The sequence below is a fragment of the Mesorhizobium sp. P3_A2 genome, assembly GCF_056403115.1.
Map to the genome: position 1 here is coordinate 21,856 of NZ_JBFUGC010000013.1, position 19,086 is coordinate 40,941.

23 protein-coding genes and 2 tRNA genes are annotated in these 19,086 nt (G+C 62.8%); 11 read left to right on the plus strand and 14 right to left on the minus strand.

What is annotated here, in order from left to right; genetic code table 11:
* Positions 1-122: 122 nt before the first annotated feature.
* Entirely contained in the window at positions 123-1,457 is a 1,335-nt protein-coding gene (locus tag AC1DXM_RS25610) for a dicarboxylate/amino acid:cation symporter (RefSeq protein ID WP_477237411.1), read from the plus strand.
* Between the two features lie 141 nt (positions 1,458-1,598).
* On the plus strand, positions 1,599-2,180 hold the full coding sequence (locus AC1DXM_RS25615; RefSeq protein WP_477237412.1) for a histidine phosphatase family protein: 582 nt from the start codon (positions 1,599-1,601) through the stop codon (positions 2,178-2,180).
* 178 nt (positions 2,181-2,358) lie between these two features.
* Here AC1DXM_RS25615 and AC1DXM_RS25620 read toward each other — a convergent pair whose 3' ends face one another.
* Positions 2,359-3,123, minus strand: a complete 765-nt coding sequence (locus AC1DXM_RS25620) for a pseudouridine synthase (RefSeq protein WP_477237414.1) — start codon at positions 3,121-3,123, stop codon at positions 2,359-2,361.
* Here AC1DXM_RS25620 and AC1DXM_RS25625 point away from each other — a divergent pair.
* Positions 3,122-4,117: a hypothetical protein gene (locus tag AC1DXM_RS25625; protein WP_477237416.1), complete on the plus strand. Its 996-nt coding sequence runs from the start codon at positions 3,122-3,124 to the stop codon at positions 4,115-4,117. The two genes, AC1DXM_RS25620 and AC1DXM_RS25625, sit on opposite strands and share 2 nt — an antisense overlap.
* Complete coding sequence (locus AC1DXM_RS25630) at positions 4,107-5,693, plus strand: GH3 family acyl-acid amido synthetase (protein WP_477237418.1); 1,587 nt, start codon at positions 4,107-4,109, stop codon at positions 5,691-5,693. Before AC1DXM_RS25625 ends, AC1DXM_RS25630 begins: the two co-directional genes overlap by 11 nt.
* An 11-nt stretch (positions 5,694-5,704) precedes the next feature.
* Here AC1DXM_RS25630 and AC1DXM_RS25635 read toward each other — a convergent pair whose 3' ends face one another.
* Positions 5,705-6,805: a cytochrome P450 gene (locus AC1DXM_RS25635; RefSeq protein WP_477237420.1), complete on the minus strand. Its 1,101-nt coding sequence runs from the start codon at positions 6,803-6,805 to the stop codon at positions 5,705-5,707.
* Positions 6,806-6,984: 179 nt separating this feature from the next.
* Here AC1DXM_RS25635 and AC1DXM_RS25640 point away from each other — a divergent pair, with 179 nt between their 5' ends.
* A complete protein-coding gene (locus AC1DXM_RS25640) occupies positions 6,985-8,058 on the plus strand; it encodes a hypothetical protein (RefSeq protein ID WP_477237422.1) in 1,074 nt (357 codons plus the stop codon).
* Between the two features lie 274 nt (positions 8,059-8,332).
* Complete coding sequence (locus AC1DXM_RS25645) at positions 8,333-8,542, plus strand: DUF768 domain-containing protein (RefSeq protein ID WP_192252188.1); 210 nt, start codon at positions 8,333-8,335, stop codon at positions 8,540-8,542.
* 78 nt (positions 8,543-8,620) lie between these two features.
* Here AC1DXM_RS25645 and AC1DXM_RS25650 read toward each other — a convergent pair whose 3' ends face one another.
* Complete coding sequence (locus AC1DXM_RS25650) at positions 8,621-9,079, minus strand: hypothetical protein (protein WP_112561893.1); 459 nt, start codon at positions 9,077-9,079, stop codon at positions 8,621-8,623.
* Positions 9,080-9,267: 188 nt separating this feature from the next.
* Between AC1DXM_RS25650 and AC1DXM_RS25655 the strand changes: the two genes are divergently transcribed.
* Positions 9,268-9,525, plus strand: coding sequence for a DUF982 domain-containing protein (locus AC1DXM_RS25655; protein WP_112561894.1), 258 nt, complete (start codon positions 9,268-9,270; stop codon positions 9,523-9,525).
* A 72-nt stretch (positions 9,526-9,597) separates the two neighbouring features.
* Positions 9,598-10,197, plus strand: a complete 600-nt coding sequence (locus tag AC1DXM_RS25660; RefSeq protein ID WP_477237425.1) for an SOS response-associated peptidase — start codon at positions 9,598-9,600, stop codon at positions 10,195-10,197.
* Positions 10,198-10,297: 100 nt separating this feature from the next.
* Here the strand turns inward: AC1DXM_RS25660 and AC1DXM_RS25665 are convergent.
* From AC1DXM_RS25665 to AC1DXM_RS25710, 10 genes are all read right to left on the minus strand, one after another.
* Positions 10,298-10,373 (minus strand) — tRNA-Phe (locus AC1DXM_RS25665).
* Positions 10,374-10,598: 225 nt separating this feature from the next.
* A complete protein-coding gene (gene yacG, locus AC1DXM_RS25670; protein WP_436258269.1) occupies positions 10,599-10,790 on the minus strand; it encodes a DNA gyrase inhibitor YacG in 192 nt (63 codons plus the stop codon).
* Positions 10,787-11,413 carry a Maf-like protein gene (locus AC1DXM_RS25675; RefSeq protein ID WP_192252197.1) on the minus strand — a complete coding sequence of 209 codons (627 nt, stop codon included), beginning with the start codon at positions 11,411-11,413 and terminating at the stop codon, positions 10,787-10,789. The genes yacG and AC1DXM_RS25675 overlap by 4 nt, the downstream gene beginning before the upstream one ends.
* Positions 11,414-11,432: 19 nt before the next feature.
* Positions 11,433-11,651, minus strand: a complete 219-nt coding sequence (infA, locus tag AC1DXM_RS25680; RefSeq protein ID WP_006200926.1) for a translation initiation factor IF-1 — start codon at positions 11,649-11,651, stop codon at positions 11,433-11,435.
* Positions 11,652-11,833: 182 nt separating this feature from the next.
* Positions 11,834-12,283 carry an arsenate-mycothiol transferase ArsC gene (locus AC1DXM_RS25685; protein ID WP_477237428.1) on the minus strand — a complete coding sequence of 150 codons (450 nt, stop codon included), beginning with the start codon at positions 12,281-12,283 and terminating at the stop codon, positions 11,834-11,836.
* A gap of 124 nt (positions 12,284-12,407) precedes the next feature.
* Positions 12,408-12,893: a UPF0262 family protein gene (locus AC1DXM_RS25690; RefSeq protein ID WP_477237430.1), complete on the minus strand. Its 486-nt coding sequence runs from the start codon at positions 12,891-12,893 to the stop codon at positions 12,408-12,410.
* Positions 12,894-12,899: 6 nt separating this feature from the next.
* Entirely contained in the window at positions 12,900-14,192 is a 1,293-nt protein-coding gene (gene hisD, locus AC1DXM_RS25695; protein WP_477237432.1) for a histidinol dehydrogenase, read from the minus strand.
* A 135-nt stretch (positions 14,193-14,327) separates the two neighbouring features.
* Positions 14,328-14,762 carry a DUF2948 family protein gene (locus AC1DXM_RS25700; RefSeq protein WP_477237434.1) on the minus strand — a complete coding sequence of 145 codons (435 nt, stop codon included), beginning with the start codon at positions 14,760-14,762 and terminating at the stop codon, positions 14,328-14,330.
* 156 nt (positions 14,763-14,918) lie between these two features.
* Positions 14,919-16,211, minus strand: coding sequence for a UDP-N-acetylglucosamine 1-carboxyvinyltransferase (gene murA, locus AC1DXM_RS25705; RefSeq protein WP_477237436.1), 1,293 nt, complete (start codon positions 16,209-16,211; stop codon positions 14,919-14,921).
* Positions 16,212-16,352: 141 nt separating this feature from the next.
* A complete protein-coding gene (locus tag AC1DXM_RS25710; protein ID WP_477237438.1) occupies positions 16,353-16,595 on the minus strand; it encodes a hypothetical protein in 243 nt (80 codons plus the stop codon).
* Positions 16,596-16,743: 148 nt separating this feature from the next.
* Between AC1DXM_RS25710 and AC1DXM_RS25715 the strand changes: the two genes are divergently transcribed.
* Both AC1DXM_RS25715 and AC1DXM_RS25720 read left to right on the plus strand, forming a co-directional pair.
* Positions 16,744-16,818, plus strand: a tRNA-Thr gene (locus AC1DXM_RS25715).
* 208 nt (positions 16,819-17,026) lie between these two features.
* The gene (locus AC1DXM_RS25720; RefSeq protein ID WP_477237440.1) at positions 17,027-17,386 is read left to right on the plus strand and encodes a hypothetical protein; all 360 of its coding nucleotides are present in this window, start codon (positions 17,027-17,029) and stop codon (positions 17,384-17,386) included.
* A 21-nt stretch (positions 17,387-17,407) separates the two neighbouring features.
* Here AC1DXM_RS25720 and AC1DXM_RS25725 read toward each other — a convergent pair whose 3' ends face one another.
* Positions 17,408-18,385, minus strand: a complete 978-nt coding sequence (locus tag AC1DXM_RS25725) for a LysR family transcriptional regulator (protein WP_477237442.1) — start codon at positions 18,383-18,385, stop codon at positions 17,408-17,410.
* Between the two features lie 124 nt (positions 18,386-18,509).
* On the opposite strand from AC1DXM_RS25725, the gene AC1DXM_RS25730 reads away from it, so the two are divergent.
* Positions 18,510-19,076 carry a cupin domain-containing protein gene (locus AC1DXM_RS25730; RefSeq protein ID WP_477237444.1) on the plus strand — a complete coding sequence of 189 codons (567 nt, stop codon included), beginning with the start codon at positions 18,510-18,512 and terminating at the stop codon, positions 19,074-19,076.
* The last annotated feature ends 10 nt before the right edge of the window (positions 19,077-19,086 follow it).

Here is a 19,086-nt window from a genome sequence, read left to right on the forward strand (position 1 = left end):
ACCTCGCCACGCAGTCTGGCACGGCAGTTGCAGTGACCAATTCAGCAGTCGCGAGGCTGCTGGAGGTCAAAACAAATGCCCCGGGAGGTCGAGCTTTCGATCGGGGCGCCATGGAGGACGTCATGCAGCCAGCATCCGCTGCCGCCGAACCGCGCGGCAAAGTACCTTTCTACCGGCATCTTTACGTGCAGGTGCTGACGGCGATCGCCGCCGGCGTTCTGCTCGGTCATTTCTATCCCGAACTCGGTGCTTCGCTGAAGCCGCTCGGAGATGCCTTCATCAAGCTGGTCAAGATGGTGATCGCGCCGGTCATCTTCCTGACGGTGACGACCGGCATTGCCGGCGTCTCCGACCTGAAAAAGGTCGGTCGCGTCGCCGGCAAGGCGATGATCTATTTCCTGGTCTTCTCGACCCTGGCGCTGGTCGTCGGCCTGGTCGTCTCCAACATTGTACAGCCGGGCGCCGGCATGCACATCAATGCGGCAACGCTTGATCCCTCGAAGGTCGCCACCTTCACCGAGAAGGCGCATGATACGACCATCGTCGGCTTCCTCCTCAACATCATCCCCGACACCATCACCGGCGCCTTCGCACAAGGCGACATCCTGCAGGTGCTGTTCTTCTCCGTGCTGTTCGGTATCTCTCTCGCCCTGGTCGGAGACCGCGGCCGCCCGGTCGTCGATTTTCTGCAGGCGCTGACGTCGCCGATCTTCCGCCTCGTCGCCATCCTGATGAAGGCCGCCCCCATCGGCGCTTTCGGCGCCATGGCCTTCACCGTCGGCAAATACGGCATCAGTGCGATCGCCAACCTCGCCTTCCTGATCGGCACCTTCTACCTGACGTCGCTGCTCTTCGTGCTGGTCGTGCTTGGCGCTGTTGCATGGTACAACGGCTTCTCGATCCTGGCGCTGATCCGCTACATCAAGGAAGAGCTGCTTTTGGTGCTCGGCACCTCGTCCTCGGAAGCGGCCTTGCCCGGCCTGATGGCCAAGATGGAGCGCGCCGGCTGCAACCGTTCGGTGGTCGGCCTGGTCATCCCGACCGGTTATTCCTTCAACCTCGACGGCACCAACATCTATATGACGCTGGCCGCTTTGTTCATCGCCCAGGCGACCGATACGCCGCTCACCTATGGCGACCAGATCCTGCTGCTGGCTGTCGCCATGCTGAGCTCCAAGGGTGCCGCCGGCATCACCGGCGCCGGCTTCATTACGCTCGCCGCCACGCTCTCGGTCGTGCCTACGGTGCCGGTCGCCGGCATGGCGCTGATCCTTGGCGTCGACCGCTTCATGTCGGAATGCCGCGCGCTGACCAACTTCGTCGGCAATGCGGTGGCGACCATCGTGGTGGCGCGCTGGGAAGGTGAACTCGACCAGACCAAGTTCGCCGCCGCCATGGCCGGCACATTGTCCGAGGAAGCCGATCTGGCGCTGTCGGGCGACCTGCAGCCCGCCTGATCTCCCGAGGCGTTCGACCTCAAGGCCGCAGCCGCTTCGCCGGCTGCGGCCTTGTTTCTTTAGCAACAGATGCGCGGCGGCTGGCGCCGGCCGCGCCTTCCCGGCTAGGGTGCGGGCGTTTCCAACCCGAAAGGTCCGCGCATGAGCAACGCGTTTCCCGAGATCTACCTGGTACGTCACGGCGAGACCGAATGGAGCGCGTCGGGAAAGCACACGGGCCGCACCGACATCCCGTTGACGGCGGCGGGCGAGGCCGCGGCCCGAGCCGTTGCGGACCGGCTCAAGGGCCTGTCCTTCCAGGCGGTGTGGTCGAGCCCGTCGCAGCGCGCCTTCAACACCTGCACGCTTGCCGGCTTCGGCGCTGCTGCGGTGAAGAAGGACGATCTGCAGGAATGGGACTATGGCGCCTATGAGGGCGTGAAGACGAAAGAGATTCTTGCGCAGCGCCCCGGCTGGCGATTGTTTCGCGACGGCTGCCCTGGCGGCGAGGCTGCGGGAGACGTCGGCGCCAGGGCCGACAGGATCATCGCCGGGCTGCGCGCCATCGAGGGCAGCGTGCTGGTGTTTTCGAGCTCGCATTTCCTCAGAGTACTGGCAGCACGCTGGCTCGGCCTGCCGCCCGAGGGCGGCGCACATTTCGTGCTCGACACAGCCAGCATCAGCATCCTCGGCTACGAGCACGACCTGACCGAGCCCGTCATCCGCAAGTGGAACCAGAAATAGTTTTCGCTGGACTTCTTTCGGCAGAGCCAAGGCCTCCTCATCCGGCCGCTTCGCGGCCACCTTCTCCCCGTGGGGAGAAGAGGCAAGCGTCGGCGCCTGCCCCTCTTCTCCCCTCGGGGAGAGGTCGGATTGCCCCGAATTGCCCTTCGCAATTCGGTTGGCAATCCGGGTGAGGGGGTTACGGCGCTCTCGTAGCCGAAAGCAGCGTCAGTTCCTCTGGTGTCAGATGCCGCGCCTTACCCTTGGGTAGCTCGCCGAGCTGCAAGCCGCCGATCGCCACCCTGACCAGCCTCAGCACCTCGACATCGAAAGCGCCGAACAGGCGGCGGATCTGGCGGTTGCGGCCCTCGTCGAGCACGATTTCCAGCCACGCAGTGCGGCCGCCGCTGCGCAGCAGATCGATCGAGCTTGCGGTCAGCAGTTCCCCGTCGACATCAGCGCCTTTGCGGAACCGCGCCAGCATCGCCTCGTCGGGCGCGGCGCCGATCTGCACGTGATAGGTCTTGGCGACATGCGACGCCGGATCGAGCAGGCCATTGGCCCAATGCGTGTCGTTGCTCATCAGCAACAGGCCTTCGCTGGCCTTGTCGAGGCGCCCGACCGGCGACACGAAAGGCAGGTCGAGCCCGGTGAGGCAGTCATAAACGGTGCCGCGCCCCTCGGGGTCGTCGCGGGTGGTGACCAGCCCGCGCGGCTTGTTGACCATCAGATAGACCTTTGCCTCGGCAGCGATGCGCGCGCCGTCGACGGCAATGCGGTCACGATTGAGATCGACGCAAAGCGACGGATCGCGCACCACCTTGCCGCTGACCCGCACGCGCCCCTCGGCGATCAGCAGCTCGGCCTGCTTGCGCGAACACAGGCCAAGTTTGGAAAGCGCCCGGTTCAGGCTGACGCCTGCCTTGGCGGCGGCTTGTCGGGTGATGTTTGGAGGCCGTGCCATGATCCTGTTTTGCCATCCCAATGATCGACACCGACAAATGCCACGCCCGGCAACGGCATCGCAACCTGCCGCGACGCAAACATCCTTATTTGCCAATGCACAGCCGTTGAGACGTGGCCTGTGTCTTGCCGGGCAGAGCGATCTCGACCAGCGGTTGAGCGGATTGTTCTCCGGTAACCAAAGGCATTTTCAGTTGAAATGGCGGGGTGGTATCCCCTATGTCGGCATGCAGGGCATCGATCAAAGGGGGGAAACCGTGTCGCATAACGCCGGTTCGACCAAATCCGGAACGATACCCGTGCGCGATCTCAGCAAAAGCGATCGCGACGAGATGTTTTGCCTCTATGAAAAATACTACGAGGCCGCAGATCGCGGCCGGTTCGAGCACGATCTCACCGAGAAAGAGGTTGTTGTCGTGATCAGCCGCCAGGATGAGATCATAGGTTTCTCAACCATTTTTGTCGGAAGCCAGAAGATCGACGGCAAGATGGTTCACTATCTTTTCTCAGGCGACACGGTTCTGGATTCCTCGCGCTGGGGCGATCCGGTGCTGCTGCGCGCCTGGTTTCGCGCCGCCGGCACCGTCAAGGCGAGAGTCGGCGAAGGCCGGCTGTTCTGGTTTTCCATCATGATGGGCCATCGCACCTTCCGCATCCTGCCCAATTTTTTCCGCGACTTCTTTCCGTCGATCGAGGGGCAGGACACGAACGATCTGGCGCGGGTACGCAACGAGATCGCGTCGGCGCGCTATGGACGGTACTTCAATCCGGAAACTGGGCTGATCGACTTCGGCCAGTCGCAAGGACATCTGCGGCACGAATGGGCAGGCGTCGAGGAAACAGCGACGCGCAATCGCTACGCGGCCTTCTTCCTCAAAGCCAATCCTGAACATTTTCGCGGTGTCGAACTCGCCTGCGTGGCGGAATTCGATATCACCAACCTGAAGCGCTACGGCGCGATCAGCTTCGCCGAAGGCCTTGCCGATGGTCATTGAGGCCTGGGCGCGGATTGCCGATCTGACCGCGGCCACCGACGCCGGATTCCGCGCTGAGCTGAAGGACGTCGAAACAGCCCAGCGCCGCACCCTGGCGGGCCTGGTCAGCGCCAATCGTTCAACGGTGTTCGGCAAGGACCACCGGTTCGCCGAAATCGGCTCGGCAGAAACGTTTCGCGATTTGGTGCCGATCGCCGACTATGCCACGCTCCTGCCTTACATCAGCCGTGCGATCGGCGGCGGAGACGCGGTGCTGACGACCGAGCCGATCCGGTTCATCGAGCAGACCGGCGGCAGTTCGGGCGGCTCCAAGAGCATTCCCTATACGGATACAGGGCTTAGGGCCTTCACCGACTGCCTCTATCCCTGGCTTGCCGACCTGATCCGCCGACGGCCCAGGGTCACGCGTGGGCGCAGCTATTTTGCGCTCAGCCCCGTCGGCCGCTCGCTCGACCAGCGCATCGGCGCGCACCGGCTCGGCAGTCCCGTGCCTTTCGCCTATTTCGACGCCTTGCGCGACAGCCTGATCGCCCTGTCGGCGGTGCCGATGGAGCTCAGGCTGCTCTCTGATTTCGAGACCTGGCAACGCCAGACCTGCCTGCATCTTCTGGCCGCCGAGGATCTTGCCTTGGTGTGGGTGTGGAGCCCGACCTACTTCACCGAAATCCTGCGTGCGATGCGGCGTGATCGGACCATGCTTTTGCCCGAGCTGAGCTCGATGCTGGCAGCAACTCACCCCGCCGCCGCGGTCCGCGACCGTATCGAGACGCTGGAGAAAGCGCTCTGCGGCCCGCAAGGCGACCTCTCGGCGATCTGGCCGGGGCTCGACATCATCAGTTGCTGGACGGATGCATCGAGCAAAGGCTTCGCGGCCGAACTGCAGGCCTTGTTCCCCCACGCCTTTATCCAGTCGAAAGGTCTGATGTCGACGGAAGCCGCCGTTTCATTTCCCTATGGCGAGGGTCCTGGATCGATCCTGGCATCGCAAAGCGGTTTCTTCGAATTTGTCGACGATGACGGACCCAGTCATTTTGCCTGGCAGTTGGAGGTCGGCCGGACCTATCGGCTGATCGTCACCACCGGCTCCGGCCTTTATCGCTACGACACGCAGGACATGGTGAAAGTCGTCGGCTTCGACGGCGACACGCCGCGCCTGCAATTCGTCGGCCGCGCCGGCATGGTGTCTGATCTGTGCGGTGAGAAGCTGACCGAGGCGTTCGTCGCCCTCTGTCTTGGCAAGATCGGGCTCGGCCAGCAGCAGGCCTATGCGCTGGTCGTTGCGGCAACCGAGCCGCATCCGCACTACCGTCTCTTCATCGAAGCCGGTCCGGCCGGATCAGGCGGGGCGTGGGGAAAAAAGCTCGATGCCCAGCTTGGCGCCAATCCACAATATGAGTATGCCCGCCGGATCGGCCAGCTCGGCCCCGTCCAGGCGACGTCGGTCGAGGATCTCTATGGCCGGCTGAAGCGGCATCGGCTAAAAAGCGGTATAAGCATTGCCGGCATGAAGGCGCCGGTGCTGCTGCGGCAGGCCGACAGCGATCTCATCGCCACGCTGGAAGCGACCGGGCCTTGATCCGTCGCCGGTCAGGCAACCAGCCGCAAGGCCAGCGAGTCCAGTCCGCGGATCGAAGAGTTGTCCATCCATCTTGCTCCGCCCGGCACCGGCTCAATGCTTTTCCAGCGATGGAGCACCGCCTCCAGCAGCCCTTTTCCCTCCATTTCGGCCAGCGCCTTGCCGATGCAGACATGGGCGCCGCGGCCGAAAGCGAGGTTCTGCTTGCCTGGACGGCTGAGGTCGAAGCGCTGCGCCTGCGGGAACTGGGCCGGATCGCGATTGGCCGCGCCGACGAGCAGCACAAGCATCTGCTCCTTGTCGACTGGCTGGCCGTCGAGCGCGGTCGGTCGCAGCGGCCAGCGGCAGATTTTCTGCACCGGGCTTTCAAGCCGAAGCGTCTCGGCAACCGCGTTGGCGACCAGATGCGGGTCGGCCCGCAAGGCAGCCCATTGAGCTGGCGCGTGGGCGAGGTGGAACAGCATGTTGCCAAGCAGATGCACGGTCGTCTCATGACCGGCAAAAGCCAGGAACGCGATGTTGCGGCCGGCGACCGTCAGCCCTACTGCGTCGGCCAGGGCCGGCAAGCCGACCAGCAGCGGCGGCATCTCGCCGGCGACAAGCTGGCCGCGCAACAGCTCGGTGAAATAGGCCGACATGGCGTCGGTAGCGTTCGGCATCGAGCTGAAGGCGTCGTCGAAACCGGTGTCGAGCATGGTACGGATCGCCGCCGACCAGGCGCGCAGCATCGGCATGTCTTCGGCTGGCACGCCAAGCAGGTGGCCGATGACGCGCTCCGGCACCGCGCGGGTGAAAGCGGCGACGACGTCGACCGTGCCGGACAGGTCCGCCTTCGTAACCAGCTGGTCTATGGCCTCGGCGACAACCGGCGCCAGCGCCGCCATGCCGTTGCCGACGAAGGGCTGCTGCAATGCCTGCCGGATTGCGGCATGCGCGCGTCCCTCCTGATACATCAGCCAGTCATTGACGGCTGATCGCTGGGTATCGGCGTCTGCTTCGCCCGGCGGGACATGCGACAACTGCCGGTTGACAAGACAGGACGAAACGAGATCGTATTTTGTTATGTAGACATCGCCCCACGGCGCTTGCCAAACAGGTGCTCGCTGGCGCATCTCGTCGTAAATCGCGTAGATGTCTGTGGAACCATTGAAGCAACCGGCGCGTACTTGTCGCCAGCTGTGGTCGGTTGACGGAAATTCTCCATGCATTTTCTTGTGAATAACCCCCGTTACCCCCGCCAGGGAACCCTGAAACGCCGCCACCTGTCCAACTTCGACCGGTCGGCAGGGTCATGACCACGAGCGTTGCCGCAGGCTTTGGCCCGATCTACTACCTTTGTACCCGCCAGAACGCTTACACGATAGGTGTGTTCCTTGGCTATTACCCGCACGGGCTAGGCGATGTCTTGCGGATAATCCCCTATGAAGAGGCTGGAAATCTTGGTTCGGTTGTGCCTGGGACCTTCGTTTTCACCGATTTCGAAAGGCTGACGCCAGATCAATTGCAGGCCGCCGCTTCCCTGTTCGACAGCATCGCTGCGCAGAATCCCGGCCTGTTGCTACTCAACAATCCCGCCCTTGTGCCTGGCCGCTTCGACCTCCTGAAGCGGTTGAAGCAAGCCGGCCTCAACAGTTTCGACGTCCACCGCCTCGATCGGCGTGACGCCATTTCGCGCTTTCCGGTCTTCGTGCGCTGGGAAAGCCGCCACGATCCGCCGCTGACCGGCCTGCTGGACAGCGCGCAGGCGCTCGAAGGCGCAGTCGCCGCGCTGCCGGATCCAGTTCGGCAGGACCCGGACCTGATGATCGTCGAATATGGCGCCGCGCCCTCGGGCGACGGTCGCTTCCGCAAATATTCCGCTTACAAGGTCGGCCCCACTGTCTACCCGCAGCACTGCTTCATCAACGAAAGCTGGTACATCAAGTTTCCAAGCACCCGATTTACTGAAGCGGACCGGGCCGAAAGCCGCGCCTATGTCGCTGACAATCCGCACGCAGCCGAGATCGAGCGTGTGTTCGCGCTGGCCGAGATCGACTATGGCCGTATTGACTATGGCGTGGTCGACGGCCGCATCCAGACCTTCGAGATCAACAACAACCCGACGGTTCTGGCGCGGCCTCCAGGCTGGGATGCGGGCGTCAATTACGGCCGCTATGCCGATTTGCATGCACAGGCGCTGCGCGGCATCATTCGGCCGGCATCATTCGCCCCGCCCGTGAGGCTTGGTCAGGGAAGCCGCAGCGCCGATGCCATCCACGCCGCTGCCATGCGCAAGGTGCGCCGGCGCATCGCCTGGTTTTCCTTCAGGCGAAGCCTGTCGCTGCGCGGGCTGAAGAAGCGGCTTGCAAACCGTTTCCGGTCTTAGGCTGATTCCGATCCCAGGGAAGAGCAGCATGAAGCCGGGCTTGGCACCGGCTTGCACTGGGGTTGCGTGAAAGCGGCAGTGGAACGCCGGCGCGCCGAAGGCGTTATTTCTTGCGAGCGATCAGTCGCGAAAGGCGCCGCCATGAAGAAAGTCTACGAGAAACCGGTGCTTGTGAAGCGGGGGAAGCTCACCAGGCTGACGGCCCAGATTGTCGCCTCCGGGGTCATTTTGGGAGAGTGATTTCCGATCGAACTGCAGGCAGGAGAACAATTCAATGAGCGAGCGCGGCGTTGATTTTATGCAAGGCTGGATACATGAGCACCTGCCGGGTGAACTGCCTGCCGACAAGGCAACAGCTCGAATCCTGACCACGCTGGCAGCCCTGGATGCTCGGCATTCAGGCCTTGAGGTCAGCGAGATCGAAGAGGACTTCGGTTCGCTGGAACGGGTGATTTACGAGGCGCTCGATCAGCCCGAAATCTAAGCCCGCTGCAGGCGAATGTCGGCCCATCGCCTTCTTGGCGGTGGGCTTTTCTATGATCGCCTCCGTGAGGGCGCAGCCCTATGCGGCACGCATCGATTGCGCTGCTCGGGCTGGCGGCAATTCGAACACAGTGGCGCCGTTCTCCTGGCCGCGCTCGACATAACCGATGACGCGGAACCATTTGGCGACGTCGGCCCGCTGCAGCCAGCTGCGCGAGTGGATGGGAAGGTTGCCGGCGAGCGCCTGGACATGGCGGATGTGGCGCCGGCAGAAGCGGACCGTCGCGGCGCTGAAAAAACCCTCCTGCGCGGCAAACAGCGTGTCGGCGGCGTCGCTGTTCTCATGCCAGGCGATGATCGCCACCGTCTTGTCGCCCTCGACCAGGGCGTGCGCCCGGCCTTCCTTCAAATTCATCATGAGATTGTCGTAGGCGGCCTTGATGTCCTTGCCGGCGGCCGCATACTCGTCCGACATACGCGTGGACAAATCCCGAAAAACACTTTCGAGATCGCCGATCGTAGCTGCGCGTGCTCGCATGTCTCCTCCTGCAGCCCCGGCAGGTAGTTTGCCCTAGGAAGAGTGGATTACCAAGCAAATCAAATCCGCAATCTGGCCCCTGTGCGCAAAGTGATTTCGGCAAGCGGGATTTTTGTGTTGGCAAATCGTGCCTGTGGAACCGAACTGGCTCTCCCGAATTGACTTGCGGTCGCGTTCGGGAGGGAAACATGCAAGACCAGCATTTCGATGAGCCGGTTCGCGTCGCACTCGGCAGGTCCAGAAACACGATCTACAAGGTCGAGCGTGTCGCCCAGGCCGCCGACATCCTCATCAACCGCTGGCCCGTGAAGACGGGCCGATATCATGTCGCGGCCCGCAAAGCCTGCCTTGGCGCTCTCGAAGGCCTGAAAGAGGCCCGCTACGCCCGCGCCGCCTTCGTCAATGCGGCGATCGAGGCCGACATACTGGTTGAGCGTGATGCCTAGAGCGGCCCGTTGCTTTTCATCGCCGCTTCGTTTGCCGTAACGTAGACTTGGCAGTCCGGTCCGGAGCCTTCCATGTGCAACGATTATGAACAGCATATTCTCTGGGCTGAATATTGCCGGATGCTGGAGTCGCTGGCGCTCGAGATCCCCACCCACCAAACCGAACTCGACCTGCCGCAGGCGGACGACATCCACATCAATGATCCGGCCCCGATAATGCGCGTCGCCGGCGACACCGGCGTCGTCGAACTGGCTTCGATGACGTTCGGATTTCCACCGGCCGGACCAAAAGGCGGACCGGTGTTCAACTTCCGCTCCGAAGGTCGGCAATTCGGGAGCAGCAAACGCTGTCTCGTGCCGGCATCCGGCTTCTTCGAGTTCACCGGCACCAAATATCCGAAGGCTAAGCATCGCTTCACCCTCAAGGGCTCTCCGTTCATGGCCATCGCGGGGCTCTGGCGTGAAGCCGTCGGCAACAAGCCGCCCAGCTTCACCATGCTGACGACCGAGCCTGGACCGGATATCGCGCCCTATCACAATCGCCAGGTCGTGGTCCTTCAACCTGATGATTGGTCCGCCTGGCTCAATCTGACAAAGCCGGAAGCCGAACTGCTGCAGCCGCTGCCGGCCGGTTCGCTGGGCGTGGAGACCGTGCGCCCCGAAAGTTCATAGTTCGGTTGCGGAGGCGCACCGGCATATTCAGCGGCCCGGAATCCGGAATCCGCCTGCTGCCGACAAGAGGTCACGCACCTGATTTCTTCGGAGAAAGAGATGGTGCCCAGAGGCGGATTCGAACCACCGACACGCGGATTTTCAGTCCGCTGCTCTACCAACTGAGCTATCTGGGCCTCGCCGGCAAACAAGATATCGTTGACCGGATTTCAGGAAAGCGCCGTGGGCGCCCCTTGAAAGCGCGTGGGTTATAGCACGGGAATCCGGCCTGTCCAGCGCCTAAGCGCCGATTTTCCGGGGCAATTGTCGCGGATAGGTGACGGGGCTCGATAGGCGTCGGCAAAGTAGCAATCGCGCAAGGTCGGCCAAGTGAAATGATCGCGGCCGGCGCCGCGCAAACCCTACTTCGGCTCGTCGCTCTCCTCCTCATCATCACGCGCGGTGATGACATAGGCGCCTTTCAGCCAGCGGTTGAGGTCGATGTCCTTGCAGCGCGTCGAGCAGAAGGGATAGGTCTCGCGCGCCGATGGCTTGCCGCATTCGGGGCAGGGGCGCTTCGGGCGCAGCGGCGTGACCTTGTCGTCCAGGCTCATGGCCGCGCGGTGTGCCAGTTGGTGTGGACCTTGAAGCCTTCGCCGGAAAGCAGCGCTACCGTCTCGTAGAGCGGCAGGCCGACGATGTTGGTGTAGGAGCCGACCAGCTTGACGACGAAGGAGCCGGCGAGACCCTGCACGGCATAGCCGCCGGCCTTGCCGCGCCATTCGCCCGACGCGACATAGGCGTCGATCTCCTCGCGCGGCAGCCGCTTGAAGCGAACCCTGGATTCAACCAGCCTTTGGCGCAGTTTGCCGCCCGGCGTGATCAGGCAGATGCCGGAATAGACCCGGTGCGAACGGCCTGACAACAGCCCAAGGCAATTGGCGGCGTCATCCAGCGTCTCGGCCTTGGGCAGGATGCGGCGCCCGACCGCGACCACCGTATCGGCTGCCAGCACGAACCCCGGCGCGTAGTCTTCCTCACTTTTCAGCGAAGCCAGCGCCTTCTCGGCTTTTTCCGTCGACAGCCGCTTGGCCAGCGAGCGCGGATGTTCGGCGCGCAGCGGCGTCTCGTCGACATCGGCCGGCAGCACGCGATCCGGCTCTATGCCGGCCTGCTGCAAAAGCTCGATCCGGCGCGGTGAACCCGAGGCAAGCACCAGCTTCTGCAAACTGCTCATCGCGGTCCGGATCTAATTCTTACTTGAAACGATAGGTGATGCGGCCCTTGGTCAGGTCATAGGGCGTCATCTCGACCAGGACCTTGTCGCCGGTCAGCACGCGGATGCGGTTCTTGCGCATGCGGCCAGCCGTATGGGCGATGATTTCGTGTTCGTTTTCGAGCTTCACCCTGAACATCGCGTTGGGCAACAATTCCGTCACGACACCCGGAAACTCGAGGACTTCTTCCTTCGGCATTCGATACCTTTGCTTGGATTGCAGTTCCGCGTCCTGGAGTGCCCAGGCCGGAATTTCGGCGGAACCTATATGATAATCGTCCGCTTGTGAACACGCTTAGATCGCGTCATATGCGACGCGATCTAAGCTTTTGTTATGCATGTCGTTGTCTCAAAACCGGGACCACTTTTGAGCGACATCCATTAATCCACCGCGTTTTTTGCTTCTGGAAGCAAAAAACGTCGGCTGATCCGCGCTTTCAGCCGTTCTCTCACGTCGCGATAGCTGGCCATGATCTGCTCGCGCCTGCCGCCAACATCGGTCGGGTCCGGCATCGGCCAGTACTCGACGTCGACGGCAAGCGAGCGGGTGAGTTCGAGCGCGGCATGGTGCGCTTCCGGCGCCAGCGTAACGATCAGGTCGAAATAGTCGTCCTCGAGATCCTCCATTGCTCTCGGCTGGCGCTCGCCCAGCGTCAGCCCTTCTTCGGCCAGCACTGCATCGACAAACGGGTCGCGCTCGCCCCTGTGCACGCCGGCAGAGGCAACGAAAGTGGTCGGCGGCAGCATGCGCCGCGCCAGCTGCTCGGCGATCGGCGAGCGCACGGCGTTCATGCCGCACAAAAACAGGATGGAGCGGGGCAGCGCGGCCACTAGAGCATGATCCCGAAAAGTGGGAACCGGTTTTCTCGGACAAAACGGGAATAGTTTTGTCCCGAGATCATGCTCCAACAAAGAGGCAGATCAGGATGGCCATTCAACGAAGCGTCATCCTGATCTAACCCCGCCAGTGCAGCACGCAGACCAGCGTGAAAAGCCGCCGCGCCGTGTCGAAGTCGATGTCGATCTTGCCGGCAAGCCGGTCCATCAGCGTCTGCGAGCCCTCATTGTGCAGGCCGCGCCGGCCCATGTCGATCGCCTCGATATGGCTCGGCGTCGATGAGCGGATGGCGTCGTAATAGCTTTCGCAGATCAGGTAATAGTCTTTGACGATGCGTCTGAGCGGGGTCAGCGACAGGATGTGGGTGACGACAGCAGCGCCATCCTCGCGGGCGACCGCAAACACCAGCCGGGATTCGGCCAGCGACAGCTTCAGCCGGTAAGGCCCGGCGCCGTCGTCATTGACCGGCTGAAAGCTGTTTTCCTCGATCAGGTCGAAGATCGCCACCGCGCGCTCATGTTCGACGTCGGGCGTCGAACGGCCGATCGATTCGTCGAGTTCGACGTCGATCAGCCTTGCGCGGGTTGGATCGCAGTCCGCCATGTCCGCCTACATGTTCAGCCGGATGGCGACGGAGCGGCCATGCGCGTCGAGGCCTTCCGCCTTGGCCAGCGCGATCGCCGCCGGCGCAAGTGCTCTCAGTTGCTCTGGTCCGAGCTTCAGGATCGAGGTCCGCTTGACGAAATCGAGCACCGACAGGCCCGACGAGAAACGTGCCGAACGCGCCGTCGGCAGCACGTGGTTGGAGCCGCCGACATAGTCGCCGATGACTTCCGGCGTATGGCGGCCCAGAAACACCGCACCTGCATTGCGCATCCTGGCGAGGAAACCCTCGGCGTCGTCGATGGCCAACTCGACATGTTCGGCGGCGATGCGGTCGACCAGCGGCAGCGAGGCCTCGATTGTGTCCACCAGGATCACCGCGCCGAAATCGCGCCAGCTGGCTGCAGCCGTCTCTGCGCGCGGCAAACTTTGCAGCTGGCGCTCAACCGCCTGTTCGACGGCTTTGCCAAACGCGGGATCGTCGGTGATCAGGATCGATTGCGCCGACACGTCATGTTCGGCCTGGGCCAGAAGGTCGGCGGCAATCCAGTCGGGATCGTTGCTGCCGTCGGCCACCACCAGCACCTCCGACGGGCCAGCGATCATGTCGATGCCAACCGTGCCGAACACCTGGCGCTTGGCCGCGGCGACATAGGCATTGCCGGGTCCAACGATCTTGGCGACCGGCTTTATTGTTTCGGTGCCATGGGCAAGCGCCGCGATCGCCTGCGCGCCACCGACGCGGTAGATTTCCGCGACGCCTGAAATGTCGGCCGCCACCAGCACCAGCGGGTTGATGACGCCGCCCGGCGCCGGGACCACGATGACGATGCGCTCGACGCCCGCCACCTTTGCCGGTACGGCGTTCATCAGCACCGAGCTTGGATAGCTGGCTGTGCCGCCCGGCACATAGAGCCCGACCGCCTCGATCGCCGTCCAGCGCGAGCCCAATTCGACGCCGGCGGCATCGGTATAGCGGTCGTCCCTGGGCATTTGCCGTTCGTGATGGGATCGGATGCGGTCACGGGCGAATTTCAGCGCCTCGACCGTCTGCGGATCGGCTTGCTTGTAGGCCTGAGCAATGTCGTCCCTGGAGACGGCGATGCCGAGCTGGCTCAAATCGGCCTTGTCGAACTTCCGGGAATAGTCGATCAGCGCCGCGTCGCCTTCAGCGCGCACGCGGGCGATGATGGCGCGCACGGCGGTGTCGACGTCCTCCGAGACTTCCCGCTTGGTGGTCAGGAAGGCGGCGAAGCGCTGCTCGAAATCGGCATCGGACTGTCGGAGCGTGATAGCCATGGGCTGCGTCTAGATCATGATGAGAGTTGGTTGAAATCTCACCATGATCTAACCCTTTGTTGGAGCATGATCTCTGGACAAAACGATTCCCGTTTTGTCCGACAAAAACCGGTACCCATTTTTTGGGATCATGCCTTAGCCCCTGTGCACCGGACGCGAGGTGGCTTCCCAGGCGCCGCTTATATCGGCAAGCCGCGCCTCGATGCACTCGACGTCGAGCATGATCGTGCCGCCGCCCGAAAAGACCAGTTCGACGATGCCGGCGGGCTTGCTGATCTCGACGAAGCTGATCGCCAGCAGCGACAGCACCTCAGCCGGTCGGTCGCGGGCGATGCCGTTGGTCTTGGCGCCGAGCACGCGATCGAAATGCAGCACCGCCTGGCGCCGTTCATTGTGCTGTCTGAACAGGCCGGACTTCGCCTCCCAGACGAAGCGGTTCATGGTCAGCAGGAAACGCTTGGCCGAAGGCAAATATTCGAGGTCCGAGACCTTCATCACGGCGTCCTGGACGTGGGCCGAGACGATGCTCAGATCCTGATCGTCGAGCGCAATGAGTTTGAGGGCTGCCATGCCGAATGCACACCTGAAAGTTGGTTTCAGCCCTCTGTTAGGCGGTCTTTCCGGTCCGTGCAACCGCGGCCCGGGGCTGGCGCCTCGGGTTTAAGGTGTCATCGGGGAATGAAGGCAGCACCAGACTCCTGTTTGTCTGGAATAACTGCCGCGCAGTTAAGCCGAAATCCGCTCGATCACCGCGCCGCACTTGGACAGCTTTTCTTCCAGCCGCTCAAAACCGCGGTCGAGGTGGTAGACGCGGTTGACCGTGGTCTCGCCTTCGGCAGCAAGGCCTGCGATGACCAGCGACACCGAGGCGCGCAGATCGGTCGCCATGACAGGCGCGCCCTTCAGCTTGGCGACGCCGTCGACGATCGCCGTCTGGCCCGACAGCGTGATGTGGGCGCCGAGGCGGGCCAGTTCCTGCACATGCATGAAGCGGTTTTCGAAGATGGTCTCGGTGATGCGCGACTTGCCCTTGGCCATGGTCATCAGGCCCATGAACTGTGCCTGCAGGTCAGTCGGGAAGGCCGGGAAGGGCGCCGTCGTGACGTCGACCGGCGCAATGCCGGCGCCGTTGCGCCGCACACGAATGCCGGAATTGGTCGGCGTGATCTCGGCGCCGGTCTGCGCAATCACGTCCAGCGCGGTCTGCAGCAGCTCGGGGCGGGCGCCTTCCAGCACCACGTCGCCGCCGGTCATGGCCACCGCCATGGCATAGGTGCCGGTCTCGATGCGGTCCGGGATGACGCGCACGCGCGCGCCTGACAGCGATTCGACGCCGTCAATGGTGATGGTCGGCGTGCCGGCGCCGGAGATCCTGGCGCCCATGGCGTTGAGGCATTCGGCGAGGTTGACGATTTCGGGCTCGCAGGCGGCGTTTTCCAGCACCGTCTCGCCCTTGGCCAGCGACGCCGCCATCATCAGCACATGGGTGGCGCCGACCGAGACTTTCGGGAACACGTAGCGGTTGCCGACAAGGCGGCCATTCTTGGTCTTGGCCAGCACATAGCCGGTGTCGACATCGATGTCGGCGCCCAGCGCCTGCAGGCCTTCGAGGAACAGATCGACCGGCCGCGTGCCGATGGCGCAACCGCCGGGCAGCGACACTTTCGCCTCGCCCATGCGGGCCAGCAGCGGGCCGATCACCCAGAACGACGCCCGCATCCTCGACACCAGCTCGTAAGGCGCGGTCGTATCGACGATGTTGCGGGCCGAGAAATTGATGGTGCGCGAATAGCCCTCATTCTGCTTTTCGCGGCGGCCGTTGACCGAATAATCGACGCCGTGATTGCCGAGGATGCGGATCAGCTGCTCGACATCGGCCAGATGCGGCACATTTTCCAGCGTCAGCGTGTCGTCGGTCAGCAGCGACGCGATCATCAGCGGCAGGGCTGCGTTTTTCGCGCCCGAAATCGGAATGCTTCCGGCGAGCTTGTTGCCGCCGACAATTCTGATGCGATCCATGAGAGAATGTCCCCTCGGCCCGAAAGGCCGGTTTTCGTCAGTTTGAGTATCGGCCCGTCTAGACCATTGGCCGGCTTGGTTCAAGAAATAGGATTTCCTGCCCCTTTGGCCAAGGTGGCGGGCCAGTGTGGCGGCTTTTGGTTAGTCCTTGTGCATTTTTTCAGCAGCCGCCAGGCCTTCCGGCCGCTGCTCGGCGTCGCCGGCGCGCTGCTGGTCGGCGTCGCCGGCGCGCTGCTTGTCAGCGTCGCCGTTGCGCCGTGAACGCGCCTGCGCCTTGCGCTTCATGAGATTGGCGCGCAGCTGCTCTGCCAGGCGGTCCTTGCGGTCCGTTCCGCTCTTTTTTGCCGGATCGGCCCTTTTCGGTGGAATTGTCTTGTCGTTCATCGTCCCGTCCCACCCGTGACTGGCAGGCTTGCCGTTCTGGGATAGCTAGCATTGTGGCGCGGCCATGTCAGCGAAACTTGTCTGGCAAAGCCTTTCACAGATGCCTTGCGCTTGTCGGTTCGATATGGCAGAAGCCCCGCCATCAGCGGCTGCGGTAGCTCAGTGGTAGAGCACTCCCTTGGTAAGGGAGAGGTCGAGAGTTCAATCCTCTCTCGCAGCACCAGCCTACCTCCTTGAAATTGTTGAAGTCATTGACACGCAACGGTTATTGTCCATTCTGACGTTACAAATACCGTAACAGATCGGGTGGAATTTATGACCGGCCGCGTTCGAAATCTCCTGAATCGAGACGGCCGCTATATCGAGACGGCCGCTATTTTGCGCGACTTGTCATTCTCAAAGAGCTGCGGCCGTATATCGGGAAGGCCGAATTGCGAAAAGCGCTCGGCCCTGACTACCGGACAGCCCTGAAGATGTTGCCAGGTGCTGTCGCCGTCCGACAGCACGAGATTGCGCTTGGCGAGCGCCGCGCCGTTGCCGCTGGCGAACAGTCGATTGCTGTCAGCCGCTATCCACTTCTTCCGCCGCAAATAGCCAGCCGAGACTATCAAATGCGGCCGGCCGACGATGCGCTGATCCGGGCGCAACATTATCAATATGCAGGCTTTGAGGTCGACTACGAGGGAGCTCGGCGCTTTCGCGATGGCTACTCGGGAAAGCTCCCCGATGATGAACTTGAACGGCTCGTCGGCGATCGCCTCGAAGAGTTCAAGTCTTCTGCCGATGCGTAGCTACCTCTCTCAGGTAAGATTCTAGTCCGGCAGTTGGGAGGCAGGATCGACATAGTGCGTTTGCACCGCCTCGCAGACCTGCTCAAACATCCATGTCAGGCCGGCATCTGCCATCACCGCTTTCTGGGCGATAACGCAGATCGGGACGTAGCCAGTGTCGAGCGGAAGGTCGACGCTGACCAGGCCGAGACGCGGACCCTGCCTCGCCGCCAGCACGGCCGGCACGGCGGCGATGAGGTCGGACTCGGCGACCGCTGCCAGCGCCATGGTGTAATTGGGCACCGTCAGCACAACACGTCTCGCTAGGCCGCACGCTTCCAGAGTTTCGTCGATCAGCCCCTTCCTTTCGCCGGTGAACGAGACCACCAAATGGCGCATAGTGCAGTAGCGTTCCAGCGTCGGTTCCTCGGCAAAGGGATGACCGGCGTGCATCACGATCACAAAACGCTCCTTGAGCATAGCGCGCCGGGTGAAGCGCGTCGGCACGTCGTCCAGCGGCGCGACGGCGATATCCACTAGGCCGGCGTCGATCTCGGCAAGCACCGGCCGCCAGGTCCGTTCGATAGGCCCGCCTTTGCGATAGGGCAGCATTTGCAGCACCGTGAGATCGATATTGGGCGCGGCCGTGGCCAGCTTTTCGACAAGTGGCGGCAGGAACACCGCCGAAAGCGCGTCGGCGGCGCTGATGGTGAAGCGCCGGTTCGACGTCTCCGGGCGGAAAGGCTCGACCGCCACAACCATTCGCCGGATCTGCGCCAAAATATTGGCGATAGGCTCGGCCACCTCCAGCGCGCGCGGCGTCGGCACGACGCCCTTCGGCGTCTTCAGGAAGAGCGGATCGTCGAGCAGTTTGCGCAGCCTGCGCAGCCCGTGGCTGATCGCCGAGGGAGACAGCCGGAGACGGTCGCCAGCTCTCCCGACATGGCGCTCCTGGAGCACCACCTCGAACAGTTTCAGCAAATTGAGATCGGCGCGCGATAGGTCTATTTCGTTCAGCATGATGCTGAATTGATATCATTGGATTCATCAGAACCCAAGCACGATACTGGCGCCACAAGGGTTCCAGACCCGTTGGAGCATCCATGCAAGAATCGGGTGGCGGGGCGCGACGCACTCTGATGGGATGGCTGATCGGCCGGGAACCGGGCTGGGGCTCGTCCGGCACCTCGGCGAGCGCTGGCTGACGGAGCAACCTTTTTCGGGTGAATTGAGCAGTGTCTCACCCGAAGCGGAGGAGGGGATAAGCGGCATGGCAAGATCATCCGCATACAAGCTCGATGCCGAGCAGGGCGAGCGGCTTCGCTTCAGCGGTGCCGATTTCGTGATCAAAGCCGCGGGCGACACCACCGGCGGCGCCTTCTCTATCATCGAGGAGATTGATCCGCTCGACACGCCCTTGCACAGGCACACCAACGAGGATGAGCTCTTCTACGTCATCGCGGGCGAGCATGTCTTCCGCTGCGGTGACCAGGAATTTCGCGTTGGTCCGGGCGGAATGATGTTCGCGCCGCGTGGTGTGCCGCATGCGCATAGGCGCGTCGTGCCGCGCACCGGCAGGTTTCTCACGATGACCTCGCCGGCCGGCTTCGAAGGCTTCTTCCGTGAGCTATCCGCCGCCGAGGCGAGCGGTGCCGTGATGCCCGAGGCATATGCGGCCGCGTCGCACAAATACAGGATCGACTGGCTATAGGAGATATCGT

What these genes read in the sequence shown, in the direction of transcription:
- AC1DXM_RS25610 (WP_477237411.1), top strand. Translation starts at nt 123, where the DNA reads ATGCAGCCAGCATCCGCTGCCGCCGAACCGCGCGGCAAAGTACCTTTC.
- AC1DXM_RS25615 (WP_477237412.1), top strand. Translation starts at nt 1,599, where the DNA reads ATGAGCAACGCGTTTCCCGAGATCTACCTGGTACGTCACGGCGAGACC.
- AC1DXM_RS25625 (WP_477237416.1), top strand. Translation starts at nt 3,122, where the DNA reads ATGATCCTGTTTTGCCATCCCAATGATCGACACCGACAAATGCCACGC.
- AC1DXM_RS25620 (WP_477237414.1), bottom strand. Translation starts at nt 3,123, where the DNA reads ATGGCACGGCCTCCAAACATCACCCGACAAGCCGCCGCCAAGGCAGGC.
- AC1DXM_RS25630 (WP_477237418.1), top strand. Translation starts at nt 4,107, where the DNA reads ATGGTCATTGAGGCCTGGGCGCGGATTGCCGATCTGACCGCGGCCACC.
- AC1DXM_RS25635 (WP_477237420.1), bottom strand. Translation starts at nt 6,805, where the DNA reads ATGCGCCAGCGAGCACCTGTTTGGCAAGCGCCGTGGGGCGATGTCTAC.
- AC1DXM_RS25640 (WP_477237422.1), top strand. Translation starts at nt 6,985, where the DNA reads ATGACCACGAGCGTTGCCGCAGGCTTTGGCCCGATCTACTACCTTTGT.
- AC1DXM_RS25645 (WP_192252188.1), top strand. Translation starts at nt 8,333, where the DNA reads ATGAGCGAGCGCGGCGTTGATTTTATGCAAGGCTGGATACATGAGCAC.
- AC1DXM_RS25650 (WP_112561893.1), bottom strand. Translation starts at nt 9,079, where the DNA reads ATGCGAGCACGCGCAGCTACGATCGGCGATCTCGAAAGTGTTTTTCGG.
- AC1DXM_RS25655 (WP_112561894.1), top strand. Translation starts at nt 9,268, where the DNA reads ATGCAAGACCAGCATTTCGATGAGCCGGTTCGCGTCGCACTCGGCAGG.
- AC1DXM_RS25660 (WP_477237425.1), top strand. Translation starts at nt 9,598, where the DNA reads ATGTGCAACGATTATGAACAGCATATTCTCTGGGCTGAATATTGCCGG.
- yacG (WP_436258269.1), bottom strand. Translation starts at nt 10,790, where the DNA reads ATGAGCCTGGACGACAAGGTCACGCCGCTGCGCCCGAAGCGCCCCTGC.
- AC1DXM_RS25675 (WP_192252197.1), bottom strand. Translation starts at nt 11,413, where the DNA reads ATGAGCAGTTTGCAGAAGCTGGTGCTTGCCTCGGGTTCACCGCGCCGG.
- infA (WP_006200926.1), bottom strand. Translation starts at nt 11,651, where the DNA reads ATGCCGAAGGAAGAAGTCCTCGAGTTTCCGGGTGTCGTGACGGAATTG.
- AC1DXM_RS25690 (WP_477237430.1), bottom strand. Translation starts at nt 12,893, where the DNA reads ATGGCGGACTGCGATCCAACCCGCGCAAGGCTGATCGACGTCGAACTC.
- hisD (WP_477237432.1), bottom strand. Translation starts at nt 14,192, where the DNA reads ATGGCTATCACGCTCCGACAGTCCGATGCCGATTTCGAGCAGCGCTTC.
- AC1DXM_RS25700 (WP_477237434.1), bottom strand. Translation starts at nt 14,762, where the DNA reads ATGGCAGCCCTCAAACTCATTGCGCTCGACGATCAGGATCTGAGCATC.
- murA (WP_477237436.1), bottom strand. Translation starts at nt 16,211, where the DNA reads ATGGATCGCATCAGAATTGTCGGCGGCAACAAGCTCGCCGGAAGCATT.
- AC1DXM_RS25710 (WP_477237438.1), bottom strand. Translation starts at nt 16,595, where the DNA reads ATGAACGACAAGACAATTCCACCGAAAAGGGCCGATCCGGCAAAAAAG.
- AC1DXM_RS25725 (WP_477237442.1), bottom strand. Translation starts at nt 18,385, where the DNA reads ATGCTGAACGAAATAGACCTATCGCGCGCCGATCTCAATTTGCTGAAA.
- AC1DXM_RS25730 (WP_477237444.1), top strand. Translation starts at nt 18,510, where the DNA reads ATGGCTGATCGGCCGGGAACCGGGCTGGGGCTCGTCCGGCACCTCGGC.